The organism is Bradyrhizobium acaciae (genome assembly GCF_020889785.1).
GTDB lineage: Bacteria > Pseudomonadota > Alphaproteobacteria > Rhizobiales > Xanthobacteraceae > Bradyrhizobium > Bradyrhizobium acaciae.
Genome location: NZ_JACMYK010000109.1, coordinates 1 through 24367, shown reverse-complemented (window position 1 = coordinate 24367; position 24367 = coordinate 1). Strand labels below are relative to the sequence as shown.

Genomic DNA, 24367 nt, shown 5'->3' with positions numbered 1-24367 from the left:
CGAGCCGATGCTATGGCTCATCAGGCTCGCGGAGACGCCGCCGGCGCCGGCGCGCGCGAGCTCCTGCGAAGCCACGATCTTCATGAACTGGTCGGCGGCGATCCCGCCATATTCCTCGGGGAAACCGAGCCCGAGCAGCCCGATTTCGGCCGCCTTGGCATAGAGCGCTCGGGGAAACTCGCCCTCCTCGTCCCATTGATGGGCATAAGGCTCGATTTCCCTGGCCACAAAGCGCCGCATTACCTCGCGAAAGGCCTCATGCTGGCTGGTGTAGAACGGGTTTGCCATCCGCGTGCTCCAATGATTCTCGCGCCCGACGATGTCCGGATTTCGCCCGGTTCACTTGCGTCGAGTGGCTGTCGGCCGGACCGGCGTTCCATCCGGCGCCCGCCAGCCAGTAAACGCAAGACAGTATCCCGATACGCCCCCTCCACTGCCAGTTCATGGCATCAATCGAGCCAGGAACAGGCGGCGCAAGACTGCCGTTCCAGAGGAGGGAAATGTGCCGGTTCGTTACTACGACTGGATCGCGCATCATCGCCGGCGCACGCCAGGCAAGATGGCGCTTGTCGATCTCGCAAGCGGACGCCGCTTTGGCTATGCGGAGCTCGACGCCCGCGTGTCGCGGCTTGCCGGCTGGCTGCGCGACGGGCTGAAGGTTGCCCGCGGCGACCGCGTCGCGGTGCTGGCGCTGAACACCACAGATACGCTGGAAGTGCAGTTCGCCTGCTTCCGAATCGGCGCGATCTTCCTGCCGCTCAACACCCGCCTTACCGTCCCTGAACTGCGCTACATCACCGGCGACGCCGCACCCAAGGTGATGATCCATGACGACGAGCTCGCCGAGACGGCGCTTGCGGTCGCAAAACTCTGCGATGTCGCCTCGACCGTGCGGCTCGGCCCGGGTGGGGCCTATGAGGCCGGCATCGTGGCGGCCAAACCGCTCGAACGGTTCGAGGAGGTCATGCTCGATGACATCTCGACCATCATGTACACCTCGGGCACCACGGGCCAGCCGAAGGGCGCGATCATCACGCACGGGATGACGTTCTGGAATTGCGTCAATCTCGGCGGCCCCGCCTACATCTCGCCGGCCTCGGTGCTGCTGACGGTGCTGCCGCTGTTCCACACCGGCGGGCTCAATTGCTACACCAACCCGGTGCTGCATGCCGGCGGCACGGTGCTGATCATGCGCGCGTTCGATCCCGGCGAGGCGCTGAAACTGATCGGCGATCCCGCGCAGGGCATCAACGTGTTCTTCGGCGTGCCCGCGATCTATCAGTTCATGGCGCAGCATCCGAGCTTTGCGACAACGGATTTCAGCCGCCTGATGATCGGCGGCGTCGGCGGCGCACCGATGCCGGTGCCGCTGCTCAAGACCTGGGAGGCGCGCGGCGTCGCGCTGCAACAGGGCTACGGCATGACCGAGACCTCGCCGGCGGTGATGGTGCTCGACCGCGAGGATGCGGCGCGCAAGGCCGGCTCGTCCGGCAAGCCGGTGCTGCACACGGAAGTGCGCATCGTGCGTCCCGACGGCAGCGATGCCGCGGTCGGCGAGCTCGGCGAACTCTGGGTCAAGGGCCCGAACATCACGCCGGGCTACTGGAACCGGCCGGACGCCAATGCCTCGTCCTTCACCGACGGCTGGCTGCACACCGGCGACGCCACGCGGATCGACGAGGAAGGCTTCTACTACATCGTCGACCGCTGGAAGGACATGTACATCTCCGGCGGCGAGAACGTCTATCCAGCCGAGGTCGAGAGCGTGCTGCATCAATTGACGGCAGTGGCCGAGGCCGCGGTCATCGGCATCCCGAACGAGCAATGGGGCGAGGTCGGGATGGCCGTGATCGCCGTGAAGCCGGGCCACACGCTGACGCCGGCCGAAATCCATGCGCATTGCCTGGCCAATCTGGCGCGGTTCAAGTGCCCGCGCCTGATCGAATTCATCGATGCCCTGCCGCGGAATGCGACAGGCAAAATTCATAAGCCGACGCTCCGGCAGCAATACAGCCAGCCGAAGCCGACTGATACTGCCGCATGATCCCGGGACGCGCGTCGCGTCTCCGTGGCCATGTCGAGAGTTGCCCGTAACCGTCTGCCGGGACCGGATGCGGGTTCGTTGCGTAAGTCCCAACCAGAATCAATCGAGGAAATTGCTTTTATGAAAACCACAAGATTGCCGCTGCTGGCAGCCGCCACGGCGCTCTGCCTGCTCTCCACCCAGGCGGCCTTTGCACAAAAGAAGTATGACACCGGCGCCTCCGATACCGAGATCAAGATCGGCAACGTCGAGGCCTATAGCGGTCCCGCCTCCGCCTACGGCGTCATCGGCAAGACCGAAGAAGCCTATTTCAAGATGATCAACGATCAGGGCGGCATCAACGGCCGCAAGATCAACTGGATCTCCTATGACGACGGCTACTCACCGCCGAAGACCGTGGAGCAGATCCGCAAGCTGATCGAGAGCGACGAGGTCTTCCTGGTGTTCAACGCGCTGGGCACGCCGACCCAGACCGCGGTGCAGAAGTATCACAACGCCAAGAAGGTGCCGCAGCTGTTCCTCGCCACCGGCGCCAGCAAGTGGAACGATCCGAAGGATTTCCCGTGGACGATGGGCTTTCAGCCGAGCTACCGCGTCGAGGCGCGGATCTTCGGCAAGTACATCCTCAAGGCCAAGCCGGACGCCAAGGTCGCGATCTTCTATGCCAATGACGATTTCGGCAAGGACTATCTGGTCGGCCTGAAAGAGGTGCTCGACAAGTCGAGCGTCAAGATCGTCGCCGAGGAAAGCTACGAGACCACGGAGCCGTCGATCGATTCCCACATCGTCAAGCTCAAGGACACCGGCGCCGACGTGTTCGTCAACATCTCGACGCCGAAATTCGCAGCCCAAGCGATCAAGAAGATCGCCGAGCTCCAGTGGAAGCCGATGCAGGTGATGACCGACGTCTCGATCTCGATCGGCGCGGTCATGAAGCCTGCCGGCCTCGAAGCCTCCGAAGGCGTGCTGTCGGCCGGCTACCTCAAGGACGCGTCCGATCCGCAATGGAAGAATGACGAAGGCATGAAGAAGTTCATGGCATTCGCCGAGAAGTACCTGCCGGGCGCCAATCTGTCCGACGCCAACCTGGTCTATGGCTACGCCGCGGCGCAGACCATGGTGCAGGTGCTGAAGCAGGCCGGCGACAACCTGACGCGTGAGAACGTGATGAAGCAGGCCGCCAGCCTGAAGGACTTCACGCCCGACACGCTGATCCCCGGCATCCGGATCAACACCAGCGCGACCGACTTCGCTCCGGTTGAGCAGCTCAAGATGATGCAGTTCAAGAACGGCCAGTGGGAGCTGTTCGGCGACATCATCAGCGCCGAGACCGGCGGCTAGCGCCGGCCGCTCGACGAGCAATAATTCCGCGAAGCCGCCCCTCCGGGCGGCTTCGTTGTTTTACACCTCTCTCACCGTCACCCCCGCGCAACGGCTTTGCCGTTGTCGCTGGAGGAGCGCGTAGCGCGTCTCGAAGGGTCGACGGCCCGGTCGGTGGCCGCTTATCCTTCGAGGCTCGCAAGAGCTCGCACCTCAGCGATGACGGGACTGGCAGATGACTATCCCGGCAAAAAGATCGCGAACGGCTCATCGATCGTGCGGCGCAGATGCTCGCGGTAGACAGCGAAGTTGGCATCATCGGCCGAGACCCGCCCAAGGCTCGGCTTGGGCACGTTCTTCATCGGCAGGAACGCGATCGGCGCCGCGACCGGGGTCAGCAGCGAGCCGCGGCCGGCGAGCAAGGTCGTGATGATGCCGTACATCTCGCCGGTGTTGCGCGGCCGCGAGACCGTGATGACGCGATGCTGGCCGTGCCTGTTGGTGACGAGGTAGACGAAGCCCGATTCATTGGGCACCGCGACCTCGCCATACTGGGTGTAGTCGGCATCCTGCCGCTCGCCCTCGCGGAAGCCGAGCGATGACGCCGCCTCGTCCCAGGTGATCTCGGTCCGATAAGCATAGAGCGCGCCTGGTTCGCCGAAGGACGGACGCACCGTGATGTAGGTGCCCTCGATCCGCGCCACCGCCCGGCGGGAATAGGATCCGAGACTGTCGGGCGCGATCCCGCCATTGCCGGGCATGGCGACCGTGATCGCCTCCGGCAGCTTGCGTAGGGACACGCCGAGCGCCTGCTCCAGCCGCACGGTGGTCGCCAGCGTGAACGGGCGACGGCCGCCGAGCACCTTCTCCAGTGTCGAGAGGCTCAGCTTCGCCTGCTCAGCCAGCGTCTGCCGCGAGATGCGGCGGCGCGCGATTTCCTCGCGGATGGTCTCGGCGATCTGCTGGCTCTGCTCGGCGGAAAGCTGCTTGTCCGGCGTCGACATCGTGTTCCTGCGCGGGTTCCCCATGAATCGGCGCAGTCTAGCAGACCGGACAATCCATCACAAAACCGCACAAACCCGCCTCGGCCGCCGGCGGAGCGCGCCGGACGGCGGCCAATCATTGCCGATCATTCTGCTCGCGCCAAAACCGCCGCTCTCCATGATTGCGAAGCAGCGAAAGCCTCGCTCGGGAGTGACGAAAATGACGATTTACGATGCATGTGAGAGCAGCCCGCAGATCCGCCTGTCGCGCAGGATGCGCATTGCGCTGTTCTTCCTGGTGGAAAGCGTAGCCGCGCTGGTGATCGGCTTTGCGGCGCTGTTCCTGAGTTTCGATCCGGGATGGTCGGCCGAACTGCCGCAACCGGCGGTGCTGCGGCCATCCGATGCGCGCTCCGGCTCACTGCTGTTCAAGACCGACGACGGCTATAGGGATGCGCTGAGGCTCGGCATCGACGTCGATCTCACCGTGTCGGGGCCGACCGTGCGCGCCCGCGTCACGCAGATCTTCCGCAACCCGACCAAGGACTGGGTGGAGGCAACCTATGTCTACCCGCTGCCGGCAGGCGGCGCGGTCGACACGCTGAAGATGGTGGTCGGCGACCGCATCGTGGTCGGTGACATCAAGGGGCGGCAGCAGGCCCGCGCCATCTACGAGCAGGCCAAGCAGAACGGCCAGAAGGCCGCACTCACCGAGCAGGAACGGCCCAACATCTTCACCAACTCCGTTGCCAATATCGGCCCCGGCGAAACCGTGCTGGTGCAGATCGAATATCAGGAGCCGGTGCAGCAGAACGGCAATGAGTTCTCGCTGCGGGTGCCGATGGTGGTCGGCCCGCGCTACAATCCGCGTCCGGTGGTGCAGAGCGTCGATCTCCGCGCCGATGGCAGCGGCTGGGGCGCCACGTCCACCGATCCGGTGCCGGACCGCAATCGCATCTCCCCCGAAGTGCTCGATCCCGCCACCAACGCATCCATCAATCCGACCAACGTCACCGTGCATCTCAACGCCGGCTTCCCGCTTGGCGAGGTGAGGAGCCATTTCCATCAGGTCAAGACCGAGCGCCCCGACAGCACCACGCGCGTCGTCAAGCTCGCCGAAGGCCCGGTGCCGGCCGACCGCGATTTCGAGCTGACCTGGAAGCCCGCCGCCGAGAAGGCGCCGTCGGTCGGGCTGTTCCGCGAGCATGTCGGCAATTCCGACTATCTGCTGGCCTTCGTCACGCCGCCATCGGTCGAGCAGGCGCAACAGAAGCAGCTCCCCCGCGAGGTGATCTTCGTGATCGACAATTCCGGCTCGATGGGCGGCACCTCGATCATCCAGGCCAAGGCGAGCCTCCTCTACGCGCTCGGACGCCTGCAGCCGACCGATCGCTTCAACGTGATCCGCTTCGACGACACCATGGACACGCTGTTCCCGACGCCGGTCGCGGCAAACAGCGCCAATATCGGCAACGCGACGTCGTTCGTCAGCGCGATACAGGCACGCGGCGGCACCGAGATGGTGCCGGCGATGCGCGCGGCACTCTCCGACACCAATCACGACGACGCCAACTCCGTTCGCCAGGTCGTGTTCCTGACCGACGGCGCGATCGGCAACGAGCAGCAATTGTTCGAGACCATCAGCGCGCTGCGCGGCCGCTCGCGGGTCTTCATGGTCGGCATCGGCTCGGCCCCGAACACCTATCTGATGACGCGCGCCGCCGAACTCGGCCGCGGCACCTTCACCCATATCGGCTCGGTCGAGCAGGTCGACGAGCGCATGCGCGACCTGTTCGCCAAGCTGGAGAATCCCGCGGTGACCAACCTCTCCGCGAAATTCTCCGACGCGACCGCCGACCTGACACCGTCGGCACTGCCCGATGTCTATCGCGACGAGCCGCTGGTGCTGGCCGCGAAGCTCGACAAGCTCGCCGGCTCGGTCGAGATCAAGGGCCGCATCGGCGACCGTCCGTGGAGCGTGACGCTGCCGCTCGCCGGCGCCGCCGAGGGCAAGGGCCTGTCGAAACTGTGGGCACGCCGCAAGATCGCGGATGCCGAGGTCGCGCGCACCACCCGCCAGGAGAGCCCCGAAGATGCCGACAAGACCATCCTTGCGCTGGCGCTGGAGCATCAGCTCGTCACGCGACTAACCAGCCTCGTCGCGGTCGACAAGACGCCGAGCCGTCCTGAAGGCGAGCCGCTGAAGCTCTCCGAGCTGCCGCTCAACCTGCCCGCCGGCTGGGACTTTGCGAGGGTGTTCGGTGAGCGTCCGAGCCTGCCGGCTGCCCCCACCGGGCGTCGCGCTGACGCCGGCGACGGCAAGATGCACCTCGCGGCGCTGAAGCGGTCACCCGTCGCCACGCAACATCCCGGCACCATCCAGCTGCCGAAGACCGCGACCGATGCCGAACTGAAGATGATTGCGGGCGTGATCCTGCTCACGGTCAGCCTCCTGCTTCTGGTGTTCAACCGGCGTCAGACGTCGCCCCAATGACGTCGGATGAAAGGAGGAGGTGCCCCCCGACCTCCTCCTTTCCAAGAGCGCGCGCGGCCTTCTCACCCGTCCCCCAAGGGCCGCGCGCGCCACTCTTTCCACTATCGTCATTGCGAGCGAAGCGAAGCAATCCATGCCACCATTCGGGAAAAGATGGATTGCTTCGTCGCTTCAGCGCAAAATTGCTTTGCAATTTTGTCGCGAGCTCCTCGCAATGACGGGAGCAAGATGACAATGCGCCGCTTCACCTCGCCGCTCGGCTTCGCCCTCATCGGCATGATCCTGCTCGGCCAGGGCGCCTACATCCACGCCAAGGCGCTGCTCGCGCAGGTGCTGCTGGAGCGTGCCTTCGCACGGAGCATCGCGACCGGCCATCCGGTGAAACCGTGGAGCTGGGCAGACACCTGGCCGGTGGCCAGGATCGAGGTGAAGCGGCTGCACGCGTCCGCGATTGTGCTCGCGGGCAGCAGCGGCCAGGCGCTTGCGTTCGGTCCCGGCCATGTCGAGCAGACCGCCGACACCGGTGAGCGCGGCGTCGCGGTCTATTCCGCGCATCGCGACACCCATTTCCGGTTTCTGAAAGATGTCACAATCGGTGACGAGATCGATGTCACACGGCGTGACGGCAAGATGTTTCGCTACCGGGCCGACCGTAGCTCAGTCGTCCGCTTCGACCAGTCCGGCATCGACCCGGTGACCGACGGGTATGAACTGGTGCTGTCGACCTGCTGGCCGTTCGACGCGCTGACATCGGGCCCCGAGCGCTATCTGTTGCACGCAAACCTGATCGAATCGGATTCGAGAACACTCGAATCGGCTTCGAGAACACGCGAATCGGGTTCCTGAGACGTGTGAATTTTCGCCTGCCGGGATATTGCGCGCGACGCCCTGACTTGCGCCGGCGTGAGTTGCCACCCTCTTCCATCAGCCATAAAAACAATGAAAAATGGGGTCCTGCGGTGATGACCGTGGGCCAGAGGAAACAAGCAGAACAAGGATAAGGGCAGGCTCCATGGAAGCTCTCGCAAGCACCGCGTCACATCTGTCCCGCAAATGGGCGCCGCCCGCTGACGCCAGCGACATCGTCAAGAGCATCCATGCGATGCTGCACCCGCGCAACATCGTGCTGGTTGGCGCCACCGACAAGCCCGGCAACTACGCCGAACGGATCTGGAACAATTTGGTCAAGTACGGATATTCAGGCGGCCTGTTTCCGATCAACGCCAAGCGCGAAACGATCTGGGGCGTCACCTGCTACAAGGATTTCGCCAGCCTTCCCGAAAAGCCCGACCATGTGCTGGTGCTGGTGCCGGCCCGCTTCGCCGTGCAGGTGATCCGCGATGCCGCCGCGGCCGGCGCGCGCTCGGCGACCATCGTCACGTCCGGCTTCAGCGAGTTGCAGGATGAGGAGAGCCAGCGGCTTGCGGTCGAGCTGAAGCAGGCGATCAAGGAGACCGGGCTTGCGGTCACCGGTCCGAATTGCCTCGGCAATCTCAGCGCCGGCGAGAACCTGTTCACCAATATCGACGACCGCATCGTCACCATGGAGCAGGGCGCGGTGGCGATCGCCGGCCAATCCGGCGCGATCGTGATGGCGATCCGCCAGGCGCTGGAGGATCGCGGCGTCGGCGTCGGCTACATGGTCACGACCGGCAATGAATCCGGCCTCGAAACCCCCGACCTGATGAGCTATTTCGCCGCCGATCCAAGCATCCGCGTCATCGTGGTCTATCTCGAAGGCGTCCGGAACACCAAGGTATTCCGCGATGCCTGCAAGGCCGCGCGCGCTGCCGGCAAGCCGGTGATCGCGCTCAAGCTCGGCGCCTCCGAAGGCGGCCGTGCCGCGGCGATGGCGCATACCGGTGCACTGGCCGGCTCGATCGAGACCTTCGATGCGATCTCGACTCGCGAAGGCGTGATCCGGGTGCGCGGGCTGGATGAGCTGATCGAAACCACCGAGTGTTTCGTCCATGCCGATCCGCCGAAGGGCAACCGGCTGGCGGCGGTGTCGCTGTCGGGCGGCAAGCGCGGCCTTTTGATCGATGCGTTCTATTCGGCCGGGCTGAACTTCGCACCGTTGAGCGAGAATGCATCGGAGCAGCTCGCAAAAATGCTCGGCCCCGGCAGCATCGTCGGCAATCCGCTCGACGCCGGCTTTGCCGCTGTCGTCGATCCCTCCGTCTATATGAAGTCGATCAAGATCATGATCGACGATCCCGATACCGACATCGTCATCATCGACGCCGAGCTGCCGAAGGCCCCGCACGAGCTGCGCGAGCGCAATCTACGCATCGTCAACGACATGGCGGGCCAGGCCAACAAGCCGGTGATCTATATCAGCGCGATGTCGATCGGCTTCACCGACTTCACCAAGGGACTGCGCAAGTCGCTGCCCAATATCACGGTCATGCAGGGCCTCGATCGCGCGGTCGGCGCGATCAAATCGCTGATCGAATACGCCGGTCTGCGCAAGGAAGTGCCCGACATCGCGTCGAGCTCGAAGGCGTCGGCGCGTGCCGTGCTGGAGAAGACGCTGAAGGCTGCCAACGGCGCCGCGGCGCTCGACGAGGTTGCCTCGAAGAAGCTGCTCAAGGCCTATGGCATCCCGATCTCGAAGGAAGAGGTGGCGCAGACCGCGGCGGAGGCTGTGAAGATCGCCAAGGCCATTGGCTTTCCGGTGGTCGCCAAGGTGGTCAGCCCCGACATTCTGCACAAGTCGGATATCGGCGGCGTGGTTCTGAATCTCGGCAATGCGGCCGAGGTGAAGAAGGCGTTCGACGACATCACCGCACGGGTGAAGAAGCTGAAGGGCAAGCCGAAGATCGAGGGCGTCCTGATCGCGCAGCAAGTGAAGGCCGATCTCGAGCTCGTAGTCGGCGCCTCGCTCGATGCCGAGATGGGCCCGGTGGTGCTGTTCGGCACCGGCGGCGTCGACATCGAGCTGATGAAGGACGTGGCGCTGGCCGGCGCACCGCTCGATGCCGCCGAGGCGAAAGAGCTGATCGCCAAGACCAAGGCCGGCGTCAAGATGAAGGGCTATCGCGGCAAGCCCGCGCTGCATGAGCCGTCGGCGGTGAAGGCGCTGGTCGGACTCTCCAACCTGATGGCGGACGCCGCCGGCCGCATCGCCTCGATCGACGTCAACCCGTTCCTGATCAACAGCAAGCTCGGCGTCGCCGTCGACGGCCTGATCGTGCTGAACAACGCCGCCGCGAACAAGGCCGCGGGGCATTAGGTCTCAGCGCATGCCCGGCCTTTCCCCGTCATCCTGAGGTGCGAGCGGAGCGAGCCTCGAAGGATGCACGATCCGCCTGGTGGCCGTCGATCCTTCGAGACGCCGCTTCGCGGCTCCTCAGGATGACGGAACTCTGAGCGCGTCAGCGGTTCGACCGTCACCGCGCTAAAAACTTGCCCCCCACTGCTGCGCGGTCTGCATCACCCAGTCGCGATAGAGTGTCAGCGGCGTCACGCCGGTGATGCCGCCGCAGCCGGCGGTGCCGTTCGGGCCGGTCGACCAGCTCACTACGCCGACGATTGCGGGCCCGCCTTGCTTGTCCTCGAACACGGGAGCCCCGGAATCGCCGGTGCAGGCCCCGAGTCCGTCGCGCACGCCCTGCCCGACCGGGTCCACGAGACGGATTTGCAACGTGCCGGGCTTGCCGCTCGCGACCAGGCCGACGACACGAATGCCGCCGCCGCTCTTGCCGTCGCCGCGCACGGTGACGCCGACGCCCGCGACGGTGAAGCGGCCGCCGACCTGGATCGGAATGTTGGGCATGCCGAGCACGGCCGGCGCCTTGCCTGCGGCCGGCACCGCGAGCTGCAGCAGCGCGACATCGGCGGTCGCGACATGATTGGTCATGGCCTGCATCCGAAAGCCGGGATGGATCGCGACGGTCTTGACGTCCTGCAGCTTCGGCTGCCGGTCCGCGCCATACTCGACGATCTTGTAGTCGGCACCGGGTTGCACGCAATGCGCGGCGGTCAGCACCACCCTCGGCGCGATCAACGCGCCGGTGCAGAAATTGCCGCGCGAACCGACGATGGTGACGACGGCGCGCGCGACGCCATCGGTCGACGGCACGCCGCCACCGACGATGGCGAAGGCCGGCGTTACCATCAGCAGGGTCAGGAAGACTGTCGCTCGAATCACGCTCGTCATGGAACCCTGTCGATCTGCTTTGAATTGAGTACATCCGAGGCGCGGCATTGCGTCGCTCGCGCTCGGCCGAAGAACACGCAAACTTGTACAGAGCACCCGAGCCCGCACGCGTCAATTATCTAAATATCTAGACGTCGATGACTATAGCGTTGAAGTCGCCGCCGGATTTCCAGCGGCCCATCGCTCGCTCGCGCTTCGTATCGACGCCTTTCCGCGATATCCATCACATCGCATCCTGCCTCGCGCCCCCAGCACGACGCTCGATTGTGAACTGCATCTCTTGATCCCGCGCCTATCTGGGCCGTAGTTTTGGCCTGATAATAATACAACCTCTGGCAGCATACCGCATACTTACCTTCATGACTTTCTGGATGCCGGTGCCGTTGACTTCAGACGGCTTTTCCATCCGCCATTTCGTTGAGTTCGAGGATAATGATGAGGATCGCGGTCGTCACGCCGATCAGGCTGTTCAGCGAGGGGCTTACCTCGAGTTTCCGGAACCACGCCGAGTTTGCCGTTGAGGCTGCGGTTTCCGATCTTGCCGGCCTGCGCACCACCCTCGAGGCCGGCGGTGTGAATGTCATCCTGATCGACGTCACACAGGGTATCGATCTCGACGAGGTACGCGTGATTGCGAGCGAACATGCGGAGATCGCGCTGGTGGCGCTCGGCCTCAACGAGGACCGGCGTGACGTGGTTCGCTGCGGCCGGGCCGGATTCAGCGGCTATATTTCACGGAACGCCAGCTTCGACGAGCTCTGCCGCGCATTGTCGGACGTCGCATCAGGTCGGCTCGCCTGCAGCGCCGAGATTTCCGGCGGCCTGCTGCGGGCGCTGTTTTGCATGGAGCGTCAGACGGATACGATCGACGCGGACCAGGGACTGACGCGCCGCGAAAGCGAGGTCCTCAAGCTCATCGGACAGGGCCTGTCGAACAAGGAGATCGCACGCGATCTCAATCTCAGTCTTGCGACCGTCAAGCATCACGTCCATCACGTGCTGCAGAAGCTCGGCCTGCCGCGCCGGGCGCAGGCGATGCGACGGGTGCGCGAGGCGCCGTGGATCGCATCATCTGCGCCGACGTCCGATCGGCGCCGCGCGCTCGACTGATACCAGAACCCCGAATTCCGTGTGCCGCTGACCGTGCCGCGTTCACGCGCGGCCACAAGGACGCACTGCGTCTTTGCACCTACGCGTGCGTGTGGCGCGGCGAGGTCGATCCCGACTAAATCCTTTGATCGATCATTCGAGATCCGAGATCGGCCGCATGGATCAATCGATCCGGTTCACCGGCTCGATCCTTTCTGGTCCACCGCGGCGAATAGGCCTTTCGCGGCACAGCTGCCACAACAGCACCAACGCAACGACGTGCCGCCTCTTTCGCTCGCTGCGTGAATGCAAATTGTCGTGGAAGACGGATCGGCTGCACGAATGCGCGGCAGATCGGTCAGGATTGATTTCATGAATCCAGTTGCCGACATCGCTGGTCTGACTGCCTTGTGGCAGAGAACGTCGGGTGGCGATCCCGCGGTAAAGATCGCGATCATCGACGGTCCGGTCGATCTCAATCATCCCTCGCTCAGGCAGGCCCGCGTCGCCATGGGCGGCGAGTTCGTCGCGCCGTCTTCGCAGACGATCCAGTCCGAGCACGGCACCCATGTCACGAGCGTGCTGATGGGCACGCCCGGCAGCCCGGTGCTCGGCGTGGCGCCGAATTGCAGCGCGACGGTGTTCTCTATCTATCGCGAGAATGCGGCCGGGCAGATCGACCCGTCTTCGCAAAGCACATTGGCGCTCGCGATCAACCGGGCGCTGGCCGTCGGCGCCGACATCATCAACATCAGCAGCGGCCAGCAATCCGCGACCGGACAGGCCGATCGCATTCTGGTCGATGCGGTCCGTGCCTGCGAACGCGCCGGCAAGCTGATCGTCGCCGCGGCCGGCAATGACGGCTGCCGCTGCGTCCAGGTGCCGGGCAGCCTGTCTTCGGTGCTTGCGGTCGGCGCGAGCGATCTCGCCGGAAATCCGCTACCTTTCAGCAATTTCGGCGATGCCTATTTCGAGAACGGCATCCTCGCACCGGGCGAGAACATCGCCGGCGCTTCGCCGGTCTGCAATGTCAGCCTGCGGTCCGGAACGAGCTTCGCTGCGCCGATCGTCACCGGCGTCGTCGCGCTGCTGCTCTCATGCCTGCGCCAGAACGGACGCAAGGCCGATCCGCAAGCCGTCCGTGCCGCGCTGCTCGAAAGCGCGGTGCCCTGCCGCAACGACGGCAGCGCCTCGCGCTGTCTCGCCGGCCGGCTCGATATTCCCGCGGCTGTCGCCGCCCTGCTTGGCGAGCAGGCGGACGCCGTCATGCCGTCGGGTGCCACGGCCGCGCCTCCCCGCTTCTGGGGAGTGTCCGCGCGCCCTTTCGTCCAACCGTCATCCGCCGCTCAGCCAACTGCAACCAGAGAGGGTTCCATGGGAGATCTATCAGCAATGTCTGCACCATCGGCTCCGCGCATATTCGGGCCGGACGGCTCGGTCCTGCGAAGCAGCGCCGGGATCATGCCAAGCGAGGCGCAGCCTGCTGCGCCGGCAGCACCTGCCGCCATGGCCGTTCCCGTTGATCACGGTGCCGTCGCGGCGCCGATGGCGGCGCCCGCGCCCTATCCCTATCACGCCCCGCATGCGGGCGGCGACATGGTCTGGATGCCGGCACCGGCACCACAGATGGTGATGCCGCCGATGATGGTGCCGCAGATGACGATGCCTCAGGCCGGCATGATGCCGCAGACCTGGTTGCAGCCGCAGCAACTGCCTGCGCTGATGCCGAGCCACGCGCTTCCCGTCGCAATGCCGCAGGCGCTGCCGATGTACGAAGCCCCTGCGGTTCGAACCAGCGAGAAGAGCTGCGGCTGTGGCGGCGGCATGCGTCCGCAGGGCGCAACGCCGGAGTCCACCGGGCAGCTCGCCTTCCCGATCGGCAGGCTGTTCTACGATTTCGGCAAGGAAGCCCGCCTCGACTATTTCGTGCAGGCGATCGCCAACTGGCGCGACAGCCTGATCGGACGCGGCGATCCGGTGTTCGGGCCGGAGCGCGACCGCTCCGGCGATACCTCGGCGCCGTACAATCCGGCGATCATGGCGCGCTATCTGCTGAACCAGGCCGAAGGCGAAAGCGCAACGCCGGCCGGCTCCGGCAACAACTTCCCGGACGCCGACGCCATCACCTGGACGATGACGATTGATTCGATCCCGATCTATGCGATCAAGCCGCTCGATGTGTTCGGTCTCGGGTTCTTCGCCGCACTGATCCTGGCGCTGTGGCATCAGGAGGTCTCGCACGACGATCCGGCGACGACCCGCACGATGGTGACGGCGACGTCGGCCGCCGCCGACGCACGACCGACGACGCCTCCGGCATTCCCGCCGCGCGGCGGGGTCGCGCGGGTCTCGATGGCCGGCTGGGTCGACAGCACCAACACGACCAAGCTGCTCAACGGCACCGTCGTGCCGACGCTGGTGACCGATTGGCGCGGCTTCTACCAATGGGACCTCTACACGCTGTTCGGGCCCGATCCCGAGACCTGGCCGGCCGGCGCCGAGGGCTTCCTCGAGCGGATCTACAACGAGTTCCGCAATGTCGGTCTCTCGCCGCAGGATCGCGCGCTGAACTATTCCGCGATGAATGCCTACAACACGCGGAAGATCTTCACCGACGTGGCCCAGAAGGGCCTCCGGCTCGACACCGTCGAAGTCGACCAGAGCGTGATCTGTCGCCCCGACTCGATCTGCCACGACGTGACCTACCGCTTCTTCAACCCGACGCAGGTCCTGACCCAGGCGCGCGAAGTCTATCAGTACACGATCGACGTGAGCGACGTGGTGCCGGTCGCGGTCGGGCCGCTGCGGCAGTGGCAGGTCTATTGACGCGATTGCTCCTCTGCGTCCGGAGGAGATCAGAACGTGGCGCGAATGAGCGTCACGTGGTCCAGGGGATCGACGCGATGAGCGATCCCTTGGGCGACGTCCAGCGACGGCTGCCCCGGTCGGTACCCACCTCCCGTAGTTGCCGTCAATTCAAACCGAAAGAAGGAGCTGAACATGTACGCAAGGAACGACTTTGAGACCTTCGGCAGCGTGCGCAACCCGATCCAGTGTGAGGGCATCGAGCGCGGTCCGAAGCGGATTGCCGAAGTGGCGACCAACGGGTCGGTCAACCCGCAGGGTTGGCAGGACATCGTCGGTGGCGTCGTCCAGGCGCTGCCCGGCATCGCCGGCGCACTTGGCTTCTGATTGCCAAACTCGGGGCCCGACAATGTCGGGCCCCATCCCTTGCCTGATGGAGGTCGACATGATGCAGAAATCCACTGCCAGGAGTCCGCAGCAACAGAACGGTCGCCGGATCGAACCTTCCGGAAAGATCGTCGTGTCGTCAGTCGTGAGCCACGCCTCGCTGATCGCCGCGATCAGCGACCGCAACCCGATCATCGCCAAACGCACCACATCCGACGAGGACGAATCCTGACGTCCAAAAAATCCTGACTTCGTCGTCATCACCGAACCTATGGAGCCGATGCCATGGCAAGACCGCCCCGCAAATCCGGATCCGACAGCGCCGCTTCGCCGCCCCCGGCGGAAGCATCATCCGCAGCGTCAAGCATTACCCAGGCGCGGCGCCCGATGGAGGCAGCTCTCGTCGCCCGCCCGAAGATCGCAACCACACCCGCTCCTCCGACCACGTCGGCCTACATGGCGCCGCCGCAGGGCCCCGGTGCTCCGCGGCAGATGCGCCACGATGGCGCGCCGCAATCGGAGGAGCGGCTCAACACCGCGATGAAGATCCTGCTCGATCCCACGGCGCGCGCGATGCCGAGCAAGGTCTACTCCGGCCAGGCGCGAAACTGGACCCGCAGACCGTGATCGGCCTCGCGCATTAAGCCGCGCTTCGATCGCCGCCCAGGCATGCAACGGCCCGCCCGATCCGGCGGCGCGGCCGTTGTCGTTTGTCGGAGAGAAACATGAACGAGACCAGCAATCCCCCTCGCATCAATCCGCGCCGCGCCGCCTTCACCCTTGTGGGCCTCGGGACATTGTTGTTTCTCGCAGCCGGCACCATGCGATGGGCCGGCGCCTGGGTGTTCCTGCTCGAGATCACGATCGGAGGGCTGATCACCGAAGCCTGGCTCGCCAGGCATGATCCGGGGCTGTTGGCGGAGCGGCGCACTTCACGCGGCCAGGTCGGGTGGGACCGCATCATCACATCGATCATGCCATTACTGTGGTTGATGTGGCTGCCACTGATGGCGCTCGACGCGGCGCGCTACCAGACATTGCTCGTCCCGTTCTGGCTGCAATGCGCCGGCGCGCTGATGATCGCGGCGTCCTTTTATATCGTCTACCGGACCTACCGGGAAAACAGCTACGCGGCGCCGGTCGTGAAGATCCAGCGCGAGCGCGGGCACACTGCGGTGACCACGGGACCCTACGCCTATGTGCGGCACCCGATCTATGCCGGCGGCCTGTTGACCTATCTCGGCACGCCCCTGCTGCTGGGATCCTGGTACGGCCTCGCCATCGTGCCGGTCATGGCGGCGCTGCTCGGCCTGAGGTCCATGATGGAGGAGCGGATGCTCACCGCCGAGCTCGACGGCTATGCCGACTATCTCGAGCGGGTGCGTTACCGCCTGGTGCCGATGGTCTGGTGAGTTGGTTCCGCGCGGCGGAGTTTGCCGCAAACTGGCGGCTTGCCTGACCGGCGGCAATTCTCATAAAGAAGGCAGGACGCGCGTTTCCCTGTCGCTGGCCGAACGGCCGGACGACCCGAGGCGAAGCCGCCGCTTTGCAACGGGCAGGACATTGATGATCGAAGCAGTGATCTGGGATTTCGGCGGCGTCTTGACCACCTCGCCGTTCGAGGCATTCGCGCGCTATGAGACCGAGCGTGGTCTGCCGATCGACATCATCCGCCGCACCAACGCCGCCAACCATCTCGAGAACGCCTGGGCCAAGTTCGAGCGCGCCGAGATCGATATCGACGCGTTCGACGTGCTGTTCGCCAAGGAATCGAAGGCGCTGGGCGCCGAGGTGCGCGGCAAGGACGTGCTGCCGCTGCTCTCCGGCGACCTGCGCCCCGAAATGGTCGAGGCGCTGAAGCGCATCAAGGCGAAATTCAAGACCGGCTGCATCACCAACAATCTGCCGTCGAACGCGATCGGCAGCCATAGCGGACGCACGCTCTATGTCGCCGAGGTGATGTCGCTGTTCGACCACGTCATCGAATCCGCGAAGATCGGCCTGCGCAAGCCCGACCCGCGCATCTACCGGATGATGATGGAGACGCTGCAGGTGAACTCGCAGCACTGCGTCTATCTCGACGATCTCGGCGTCAATCTAAAGCCGGCGCGCGAGATGGGCATGACCACGATCAAGGTCGCGAATGCCGCGCAGGCAATCGGCGAGCTCGAGGCCGCGACCGGCCTCACGCTGAGGTGACGGCGTTTCCGCGCATATTCACGCCGCATTCAGGCGGCGGCTTCTAATTGTCGTGCTCCCTTGGGTCACGGCGCGATCGTGACATCGCATCGTGATCCCTTTCCTGGTCTGAGCATGATCGCCCGGAAACCGCTCTGCGTTCCGGCGCATGCCCGCGGAGGCACATCCATGAAACGTCTCGTCGTCGCCCTTGTCTCGGCTGGTTCGCTGCTGGTCTCGGTCGCAGCGTTCGCGCAATCACCATCCGCCCCCGCGTCGACAGCAGCGCCGGCGGCAACTCCTGCACCGGAGAGCACGTCGGCGGCGGCGCCCGTGCCCGGTGCGAAGCGTGCGGCCTGCCAGAGCGCTGCGAAGGCGCTGAAGGGCCAGGACCGGCACGACCAGATGCAGCTCTGCATGGCGCAGGCGCATCTCGACTGCCTGAAGCAGGCGATCGACCAGAAGATCGTCGGTCCGCAGCGCAAGGATTTCGTGAAGAGCTGCGCGAGCTGACGACGAGCCAGGGACTTCTCCCAATTGCGCTTCGCTCCGTCGGGCTACGGCCTCCACGGCGTATTGCGCTCGGCGGAATACCCGGAACCATGCGCTAACCCCATGCCGTTGCGGGCCGAACGAGCCTTGTGCTTTGCCCGCAACGGGCGCAGAACAGGTCCGAGTTCAAGGCAAATTCGGAGCTGATCCTCGTGGCTGACACCAGGCCCACCGCCTCGATCGAGGCCGTGGAGAGCGGCCTCGCCGCGCAAGGCTATATTGCAAGCCGGCAGATCGCGACCGCGGTCTATCTGTCGCAGCAGATCGAGAAGCCGATCCTGGTCGAGGGCCCTGCCGGCGTCGGCAAGACCGAGCTGGCGAAGGCGATCGCCGCATGGCGCGGCATGAAGATGATCCGCCTGCAATGCTATGAGGGCCTCGACGAGGCCAAGGCGCTGTATGAGTGGAAATATGCCAAGCAGCTGCTCTACACCCAGATCCTCAAGGACAAGCTCGGCGAAGTGCTCGGCGGCGCACAGACGCTGGCCGCTGCGCTCGACCAGCTCCACACCTTCGGCGACGTGTTCTTCTCCAAGGAGTTCGTCGAGCCGCGACCGCTGTTGCAGGCGCTGGAGCAGCCGGCCGGCTGCGTGCTCCTGATCGACGAGATCGACAAATCGGACGCGGAATTCGAATCGCTGCTGCTGGAAATCCTCTCGGACTTCCAGGTCACGATTCCCGAGCTCGGCACCGTCTCCGCAGTGGCGCCGCCGACCGTGATCCTGACCTCGAACAGCGAGCGCGATTTGGGCGATGCCTTGAAGCGGCGCTGCCTGCATCTGCATATCGGCTTTCCCGAACAGAAGCTGGAAGAGCGCATCGTCGAGAGCCGGGTGCCCGGCATCTCGCAGACGCTGCGCAAGCAGATGGTTGGCTTCATTCACGAGATCCGCTCGCTGGATTTGAAGAAGCTGCCCTCGGTCAGCGAGGCGATCGATTGGGCGCGTGTGCTGGTGCTGCTGCAGGCAAGCGAGCTCGACCACGAGATCGTCAAGGACACGCTCAACGTGCTGCTGAAATACGAGGCCGATATCGAGGCAGCGACGCCGCAAATCTCGTCCTTCATCGCCAAGGCGTCGCGCCAGGGCGTGTTCAGCTAATCAAGATGCGTGAGAACCTGCATCGCTTCTTTCGTGCGGCGCGGGGAGCCGGGGTCCGGGTCTCGCCCGCCGAAAGCATCGATGCGATGCGGGCGGTCGCCCAGGTCGGCTTTGCCGACCGCGACATCCTGCGCGACACGTTCCTGCTGACGCTCGCCAAGACGCAGGATGAGAAGCGATCGCTCGGCGAATGCTTCGACCTGTTCTTCAGCCAGCCCGAGCCGCAACAGGAAAGCGCGGAGCAGAACAAGACAGACGACAACAACGAATCCGGCGCCAACCCGTCGGCCGATGAGCATGGCGATACGGCGGGCGGCGCGGCCAACGAGAATGTCGGGCCGCTGGCGCAGATGCTGCTGTCGCAGGATCGCTCAGCGATCTCGACGGCGATCGCCAACGCCTCCGGCGCCGCGTCACTGCCCGACATCCGCTACTTCACCCAGCGCGGCATCTTCCAGACCCGCATCCTCGATGCGATGGGCATCCAGCGCCTGCGCGACGACATCGACGATCTGACGACGCGCAATCCGGCGCTCGCCGAGCGGCTGCAGGAAGCGCTCAACGGCCTGCGCGGCACCGTTCGCGACACGGTCTCGCAAGCGCTGCTGCTCTACGGCCGCGAGGAAACGGAGAATCTGCGCAACGAGATCCTGCGCAACGCGCCGCTGGCACGGATCGAGCCGCGTCAGGTCGAGCAGATGCGTACGCTGATCCGCCAGATCGCGCGGCGGCTGCGCGAGCGCTATTCCAAGCCGCGCAAGCGCCAGCGCCGGGGCCATCTCGACGTCCGCCGCACGCTGCGACGGAACGCGGCCTGGGGCGGCGTGCCGTTCCTTACTGCGTGGAAGCGCAAGCATCGCGACCGGCCGAAAATCGTTGCGCTGTGCGACGTCTCGGGTTCGGTCGCCCGCGTTTCGGACTTTTTCCTGCTCTTGATCCACAGCCTGCACGAGGTCGTCGACGACGTCCGCTCATTCGCCTTCTCGGGGCACCTGATGGAGGTCAGCGACATCCTGGAATCGAAATCGCCGGAAGAGGCGATGAAGGAGATCATGTCGAAGGTCGGCTTCGGCTCGTCCGACTACGGCAACTCCTTCGCCGATTTCGAGGACAATTGGATGAGCACGATCACGCCGCAGACGACCGTGATCGTGCTCGGCGACGCCCGCAGCAACAACCTCGATCCGCGCGCCGACATCCTGCGCCGAATCGGCGAGCGCTCCAAGCGGCTGGTGTGGCTCAACCCGGAAGGCCGCATGGTCTGGGGCTTTGGCGATTCCGAGATGCCGCGTTATGCGACCTTTTGCACCGTGGTGCGCCAATGCGCGACCGCGCGGCAACTCGAGCGCGCCGTCTCGGACATCGTCGCGACGTATCAGTAGGCCGCTTGGCCGAACTGCCTAGATCGCAAGCGACTCGTTGTGGAACAGCCACCCGACGAGTGCGATCGCCGTCAGCGCGATCGAGGCAGAGACACTGACGAGCTTGATCGTCGTGATCGCCTTCAGCACCGAGACGGATCGCGCCGCCGCATGCGGGTCGCCGTGCAGCAACAGCCATGCCAGCAGGCAATCCTCGATCAGATCGCTGAGCAGGTACACCGCCGGCACGACCAGGCCGAGCCACGCCGCTGACGGATAGATCTGGTTGAGCCAGTGCGATGACGCCGCGCCCATCGCGCCCGCCAGCGCCAGCATGACGATGAGATCGAGCGGGAATAGGATCGGAAAGACGTACTTCATCCGAAGGTCGGACTGCACCAGTTCGCCAAGCTGGTCGCCGCTGTAGCTCAGCGTCTTCTCTGGAAAACGGGTACGGAACCTGTCGGCAAAAACCCGATCGGAGTAGCTGCCGACCCAACAGAACAGTCCGAACGCACTCACCACCAGCCCCGCGAGAATGATCGTCACGAGAGCTTGATGGCTCATGCCGACCCGTTCCTGTCCTTGTCGGGAAAGCTGCGCGAAGCAGCGGGCAAGATGATCGCGCGCACCGGCGAAAATCCCTGGAAGGAAGAAAAATATCGACGCAATACAACAATGATGCCGAGCAGATTTCCACCTTTTCCAAGGTGTTGCAATTGAATTCTACCAACGCTGTGCGGAGTGAGCGCACAGCCGATCCCGCTGCTGCAAACTTCAGCAACTCGGCCTGCGGTCACGCCGCGTACACCAAACCGTCTTCAATTGGAGATTGAACCTTCCCCGTGCTCTGCCGTACATTGAGGCCACCAATTTTCACGGCGACCGCGGGGGCAACGGATGCCGAAAGATATTGTGATTTGTTGCGACGGCACCGGCAACGAGATCGGCGCCAATATTTCCAACGTCCTGAAGCTGTTTCGCGTCGCGAACAAGAATGACCGGCAGCGGATCTCCTATCATCCGGGCCTTGGCACGATCGGCCTGCAGAACAGCTGGGGCCGCTTCAAGCAACAGGTGCGCGGCTTGTTCGGGCTGGCCTTCGGCGCCGGTCTCGACGAGGACACGCTCGGCGCCTACCAGTTCCTGTGCCGGACGTGGGAGCCCGGCGACCGGGTCTGGATGTTCGGCTTCAGCCGCGGTGCCTATACCGTGCGCGTGCTGGCAGCCTTCGTCCATGTGATGGGCCTGTTGCCGATCGACCAGCTCGACCTCGCCGGCTACGCCTTCTCGACCTACAAGAAAGCAAGCTCCGACGCCCAGAAGTCCGACGGCACGTTCGACGATGCGCCGCTGAAGGAAGCCTGGCACTTCAGCCAGATCGCCGGCGGCCGCAGCATCGACATCGAATTCGTCGGCGTCTGGGACACCGTGGCCTCGATCATCGTACCGCGGCAGGACAACTTCCTGTTCGACATGCAGACCCTGCTGTTCACCCGCACCAATTCCAGCGTCAGGCGGTTCCGCCAGGCGATCTCGATCGACGAGCGCCGACGCATGTTCCGCCTCAACCGCTGGATCGAACCGCAGAAATTCCGCTCCGATCCGTTCGATCCGTCGACCGCGGTGGAGCAGGACATCCGCCAGGTCTGGTTCGCCGGCGTGCACTCCGACGTCGGCGGCGGCTATCCCGAGGACCAGAGCGGGCCGTCGAAGTTTCCGCTGATCTGGATGCTTGAGCAGGCCAAGACGGCCGGGCTGCACATGGATCAGGCGCTGATCGATCATCTCGCCTGGGGAATGCCGTTGCCGCCGCACACGCACGACTATGTGCCGCCGAGCGCGACGGCGCCGCTGCACAATTCGCTGACCGGCGCCTGGGAAATCCTGGAATGGATTCCGAAGAGCGACAAATGGAAGGAATGGCCGGAGCGGAAGTCCTTCCTCGGCTTCTATCTGCCGCGCGGCGAGCCGCGGCCGATTCCGGACGGCGCAATCATCCATAGCTCGGTGCTGGAACGCATGGAGAAGGTTCCGACCTACAAGCCGATCAACCTGCCGAAGACCTACGAGGTCGAGGAGATGACGCCGCCACCGGGACCGCTCGCTCCGACGGCCTGACGCGCTACGCATCGATCAGCCGTCCCGATCCGCGTGCAGCTGGGTCCAGCCGGTCGTATGGGCGAGCGACGGGCGCCGATTGCCTGAATTGAGTTTATCGTGGGACGGTGTATTAACACGTTTCGTTCCGGAATCGTTCGACCCGGGAACTCGAATCATCCTCCCAGGGATCATGACCGCCCAGCCCGCCCTCGATCGCGCATCCGATTCGCCTCGCGACGCGCGATCCGTGCTCAGTTCCGTATTCGGCCTGTCGGGCTTCCGCGGTTCGCAGGAGAAGATCATCCGCCACGTCACCGATGGCGGCAATTGCCTGGTGCTGATGCCGACCGGCGGCGGCAAGTCGCTGTGCTATCAGCTGCCGTCGCTGCTGCGCGATGGCTGCGGCATCGTGGTGTCGCCCTTGATCGCGCTGATGCGCGACCAGGTCGCAGGCCTCACCGAGGCCGGCGTCAACGCCGCGGTGCTGAATTCGACGCTGTCCTATCAGGAGGCCTCCGAGGTCGAACGGCGGCTGCTCGCCGGCGATCTCGACCTGCTCTATGTGGCGCCCGAACGGCTGCTGACGCCGCGCTGCCTCAATCTGCTCGGCCAGGCGCAGATCGCACTGTTTGCGATCGACGAGGCGCATTGCGTCTCGCAATGGGGCCATGACTTCCGCCCGGAATATATCGGCCTGTCCGCACTCGCCGAACGCTTCCCCAAGGTGCCGCGCATCGCGCTGACCGCGACCGCGGATGCGCTGACGCGAAAGGAGATCGCCGAGCGGCTACAGCTTACCGACGCGCCGGAATTCGTCGCAAGCTTCGACCGGCCCAACATCCGCTACGAAATCGTCGACAAGCAGAATGCCACCACGCAGCTGAAGAACTTCATCAGGGAGCGGCATGCCGGCGACGCCGGCGTGGTCTATTGCCTCTCGCGCGCCAAGGTCGAGGACGTCGCGGCATCGCTGAGCGAGGCCGGGATTCCGGCGCTGCCCTATCACGCCGGGCTCGATGCGGGCGTGCGCGCCCGGCATCAGGACCGCTTCCTCAACGAGGACGGCCTTGTGATCGTCGCAACGGTTGCGTTCGGCATGGGTATCGACAAGCCCGACGTGCGCTTTGTTGCGCATCTCGATCTGCCGAAGAGCATCGAGGCCTACTACCAGGAGACCGGACGCGCCGGACGCGACGGCAAGCCGTCGGCCGCGTGGATGGCCTATGGTCTCTCCGACATCGTGCAGCAGCGTCGCATGATCGATGAGTCGACCGGCTCCGACGCCTTCAAGCGGGTCTCGATCGGCAAGCTCGACGCGCTGGTCGCACTCGCCGAGACCGTGCATTGCCGGCGGCAGCGCCTGCTCGGCTATTTCGGCGAGACGCGCAGCGATGAAAGCTGCGGCAATTGCGACAACTGCCTGACGCCGCCGCGCGTCCGCGACGGCAAGGTGCTCGCACAGAAGCTGCTGTCCTGCGTCTACCGCACCGGGCAGCGTTTCGGCGCCATGCACCTGATCGACGTACTCGTTGGGCGGCTGACCGAGCGGGTCAAGCAGTTCAATCACGACCAATTGTCGGTGTTCGGCATTGGCCGCGAGCTCAACGAGAAGCAATGGCGCGCGGTGCTGCGCCAGCTGGTGGCAATGGGCCATCTGCGCGCCGACAGCGACGCTTTCGGCGCACTGAAGCTGACCGACAGCGCCCGCGGCGTGCTGAAGGGCGACACCGCGGTGATGCTGCGCGAGCAGCCGGAAGGCGCGCGCAACCGCGCGATCCGCGGCAAGTCG

The 24367-nt window shown here is 64.8% G+C and carries 22 protein-coding genes; 17 read left to right on the top strand and 5 right to left on the bottom strand.

From position 1 onward, the window contains the following. Window positions 1-288: acyl-CoA dehydrogenase family protein (locus tag H8A92_RS29960; protein WP_229199069.1), on the bottom strand; the 288-nt coding region annotated here is incomplete at its 3' end. A gap of 214 nt (window positions 289-502) precedes the next feature. Between H8A92_RS29960 and H8A92_RS29955 the strand changes: the two genes are divergently transcribed. Together H8A92_RS29955 and H8A92_RS29950 are read left to right on the top strand one after the other, a co-directional pair. Beyond that, window positions 503-2044: an acyl-CoA synthetase gene (locus H8A92_RS29955; RefSeq protein WP_229199068.1), complete on the top strand. Its 1542-nt coding sequence runs from the start codon at window positions 503-505 to the stop codon at window positions 2042-2044. A gap of 120 nt (window positions 2045-2164) precedes the next feature. Further along, window positions 2165-3385, top strand: a complete 1221-nt coding sequence (locus H8A92_RS29950) for an ABC transporter substrate-binding protein (RefSeq protein WP_229199067.1) — start codon at window positions 2165-2167, stop codon at window positions 3383-3385. A gap of 218 nt (window positions 3386-3603) precedes the next feature. Here the strand turns inward: H8A92_RS29950 and H8A92_RS29945 are convergent, their stop codons facing one another. After that, window positions 3604-4368, bottom strand: coding sequence for a helix-turn-helix domain-containing protein (locus H8A92_RS29945; protein WP_229199066.1), 765 nt, complete (start codon window positions 4366-4368; stop codon window positions 3604-3606). A gap of 199 nt (window positions 4369-4567) precedes the next feature. Between H8A92_RS29945 and H8A92_RS29940 the strand changes: the two genes are divergently transcribed. From H8A92_RS29940 to H8A92_RS29930, 3 genes are all read left to right on the top strand, one after another. After that, the gene (locus tag H8A92_RS29940) at window positions 4568-6841 is read left to right on the top strand and encodes a marine proteobacterial sortase target protein (RefSeq protein WP_229199065.1); all 2274 of its coding nucleotides are present in this window, start codon (window positions 4568-4570) and stop codon (window positions 6839-6841) included. 234 nt (window positions 6842-7075) lie between these two features. After that, window positions 7076-7687: a class GN sortase gene (locus H8A92_RS29935; RefSeq protein WP_229199070.1), complete on the top strand. Its 612-nt coding sequence runs from the start codon at window positions 7076-7078 to the stop codon at window positions 7685-7687. A gap of 166 nt (window positions 7688-7853) precedes the next feature. Next, a complete protein-coding gene (locus H8A92_RS29930; protein ID WP_229199064.1) occupies window positions 7854-10076 on the top strand; it encodes an acetate--CoA ligase family protein in 2223 nt (740 codons plus the stop codon). A 165-nt stretch (window positions 10077-10241) separates the two neighbouring features. Here H8A92_RS29930 and H8A92_RS29925 read toward each other — a convergent pair whose 3' ends face one another. Then, complete coding sequence (locus H8A92_RS29925; RefSeq protein ID WP_229199063.1) at window positions 10242-11003, bottom strand: S1 family peptidase; 762 nt, start codon at window positions 11001-11003, stop codon at window positions 10242-10244. Between the two features lie 435 nt (window positions 11004-11438). Between H8A92_RS29925 and H8A92_RS29920 the strand changes: the two genes are divergently transcribed. The 10 genes from H8A92_RS29920 to H8A92_RS29875 all read left to right on the top strand — a co-directional run bounded on the left by H8A92_RS29920 (window position 11439) and on the right by H8A92_RS29875 (window position 20496). Continuing rightward, the gene (locus H8A92_RS29920; protein ID WP_229199062.1) at window positions 11439-12113 is read left to right on the top strand and encodes a LuxR C-terminal-related transcriptional regulator; all 675 of its coding nucleotides are present in this window, start codon (window positions 11439-11441) and stop codon (window positions 12111-12113) included. 351 nt (window positions 12114-12464) lie between these two features. After that, window positions 12465-14918 (top strand): S8 family serine peptidase, encoded by a 2454-nt coding sequence (locus H8A92_RS29915; RefSeq protein WP_229199061.1) that lies wholly within the window; start codon window positions 12465-12467, stop codon window positions 14916-14918. A gap of 174 nt (window positions 14919-15092) precedes the next feature. Continuing rightward, a complete protein-coding gene (locus tag H8A92_RS29910) occupies window positions 15093-15284 on the top strand; it encodes a hypothetical protein (protein ID WP_229199060.1) in 192 nt (63 codons plus the stop codon). Between the two features lie 22 nt (window positions 15285-15306). After that, window positions 15307-15516: a hypothetical protein gene (locus H8A92_RS29905; RefSeq protein ID WP_229199059.1), complete on the top strand. Its 210-nt coding sequence runs from the start codon at window positions 15307-15309 to the stop codon at window positions 15514-15516. Window positions 15517-15569: 53 nt separating this feature from the next. Beyond that, window positions 15570-15911, top strand: a complete 342-nt coding sequence (locus tag H8A92_RS29900) for a hypothetical protein (protein ID WP_229199058.1) — start codon at window positions 15570-15572, stop codon at window positions 15909-15911. Between the two features lie 98 nt (window positions 15912-16009). Next, the gene (locus H8A92_RS29895; RefSeq protein ID WP_229199057.1) at window positions 16010-16696 is read left to right on the top strand and encodes a methyltransferase family protein; all 687 of its coding nucleotides are present in this window, start codon (window positions 16010-16012) and stop codon (window positions 16694-16696) included. Window positions 16697-16850: 154 nt separating this feature from the next. Continuing rightward, on the top strand, window positions 16851-17483 hold the full coding sequence (locus H8A92_RS29890) for an HAD-IA family hydrolase (protein WP_229199056.1): 633 nt from the start codon (window positions 16851-16853) through the stop codon (window positions 17481-17483). Between the two features lie 168 nt (window positions 17484-17651). Then, entirely contained in the window at window positions 17652-17975 is a 324-nt protein-coding gene (locus tag H8A92_RS29885) for a hypothetical protein (RefSeq protein WP_229185472.1), read from the top strand. A 191-nt stretch (window positions 17976-18166) separates the two neighbouring features. After that, the gene (locus H8A92_RS29880) at window positions 18167-19114 is read left to right on the top strand and encodes an AAA family ATPase (protein WP_106324890.1); all 948 of its coding nucleotides are present in this window, start codon (window positions 18167-18169) and stop codon (window positions 19112-19114) included. Window positions 19115-19119: 5 nt separating this feature from the next. Further along, the gene (locus tag H8A92_RS29875; protein ID WP_229199055.1) at window positions 19120-20496 is read left to right on the top strand and encodes a vWA domain-containing protein; all 1377 of its coding nucleotides are present in this window, start codon (window positions 19120-19122) and stop codon (window positions 20494-20496) included. An 18-nt stretch (window positions 20497-20514) separates the two neighbouring features. On the opposite strand, the gene H8A92_RS29870 is transcribed toward H8A92_RS29875, so the two are convergent. Then, window positions 20515-21042, bottom strand: a complete 528-nt coding sequence (locus H8A92_RS29870; protein WP_229199054.1) for a hypothetical protein — start codon at window positions 21040-21042, stop codon at window positions 20515-20517. Next, on the bottom strand, window positions 21039-21275 hold the full coding sequence (locus H8A92_RS29865) for a hypothetical protein (protein WP_229199053.1): 237 nt from the start codon (window positions 21273-21275) through the stop codon (window positions 21039-21041). The genes H8A92_RS29870 and H8A92_RS29865 overlap by 4 nt, the downstream gene beginning before the upstream one ends. A gap of 100 nt (window positions 21276-21375) precedes the next feature. Here H8A92_RS29865 and H8A92_RS29860 point away from each other — a divergent pair, with 100 nt between their 5' ends. Both H8A92_RS29860 and recQ read left to right on the top strand, forming a co-directional pair. Further along, a complete protein-coding gene (locus tag H8A92_RS29860) occupies window positions 21376-22596 on the top strand; it encodes a DUF2235 domain-containing protein (protein WP_229199052.1) in 1221 nt (406 codons plus the stop codon). Between the two features lie 172 nt (window positions 22597-22768). Further along, on the top strand, window positions 22769-24367 hold a 1599-nt coding region (gene recQ / locus H8A92_RS29855; protein ID WP_229199051.1), incomplete at its 3' end, for a DNA helicase RecQ.

Excerpts from the sequence above, each read along its gene's own strand:
- H8A92_RS29950 (WP_229199067.1), top strand. The coding sequence starts at position 2,165 with ATGAAAACCACAAGATTGCCGCTGCTGGCAGCCGCCACGGCGCTCTGC.
- H8A92_RS29945 (WP_229199066.1), bottom strand. The coding sequence starts at position 4,368 with ATGTCGACGCCGGACAAGCAGCTTTCCGCCGAGCAGAGCCAGCAGATC.
- H8A92_RS29940 (WP_229199065.1), top strand. The coding sequence starts at position 4,568 with ATGACGATTTACGATGCATGTGAGAGCAGCCCGCAGATCCGCCTGTCG.
- H8A92_RS29935 (WP_229199070.1), top strand. The coding sequence starts at position 7,076 with ATGCGCCGCTTCACCTCGCCGCTCGGCTTCGCCCTCATCGGCATGATC.
- H8A92_RS29930 (WP_229199064.1), top strand. The coding sequence starts at position 7,854 with ATGGAAGCTCTCGCAAGCACCGCGTCACATCTGTCCCGCAAATGGGCG.
- H8A92_RS29925 (WP_229199063.1), bottom strand. The coding sequence starts at position 11,003 with ATGACGAGCGTGATTCGAGCGACAGTCTTCCTGACCCTGCTGATGGTA.
- H8A92_RS29920 (WP_229199062.1), top strand. The coding sequence starts at position 11,439 with ATGAGGATCGCGGTCGTCACGCCGATCAGGCTGTTCAGCGAGGGGCTT.
- H8A92_RS29915 (WP_229199061.1), top strand. The coding sequence starts at position 12,465 with ATGAATCCAGTTGCCGACATCGCTGGTCTGACTGCCTTGTGGCAGAGA.
- H8A92_RS29910 (WP_229199060.1), top strand. The coding sequence starts at position 15,093 with ATGTACGCAAGGAACGACTTTGAGACCTTCGGCAGCGTGCGCAACCCG.
- H8A92_RS29905 (WP_229199059.1), top strand. The coding sequence starts at position 15,307 with ATGTCGGGCCCCATCCCTTGCCTGATGGAGGTCGACATGATGCAGAAA.
- H8A92_RS29900 (WP_229199058.1), top strand. The coding sequence starts at position 15,570 with ATGGCAAGACCGCCCCGCAAATCCGGATCCGACAGCGCCGCTTCGCCG.
- H8A92_RS29895 (WP_229199057.1), top strand. The coding sequence starts at position 16,010 with ATGAACGAGACCAGCAATCCCCCTCGCATCAATCCGCGCCGCGCCGCC.
- H8A92_RS29890 (WP_229199056.1), top strand. The coding sequence starts at position 16,851 with ATGATCGAAGCAGTGATCTGGGATTTCGGCGGCGTCTTGACCACCTCG.
- H8A92_RS29885 (WP_229185472.1), top strand. The coding sequence starts at position 17,652 with ATGAAACGTCTCGTCGTCGCCCTTGTCTCGGCTGGTTCGCTGCTGGTC.
- H8A92_RS29875 (WP_229199055.1), top strand. The coding sequence starts at position 19,120 with ATGCGTGAGAACCTGCATCGCTTCTTTCGTGCGGCGCGGGGAGCCGGG.
- H8A92_RS29870 (WP_229199054.1), bottom strand. The coding sequence starts at position 21,042 with ATGAGCCATCAAGCTCTCGTGACGATCATTCTCGCGGGGCTGGTGGTG.
- H8A92_RS29860 (WP_229199052.1), top strand. The coding sequence starts at position 21,376 with ATGCCGAAAGATATTGTGATTTGTTGCGACGGCACCGGCAACGAGATC.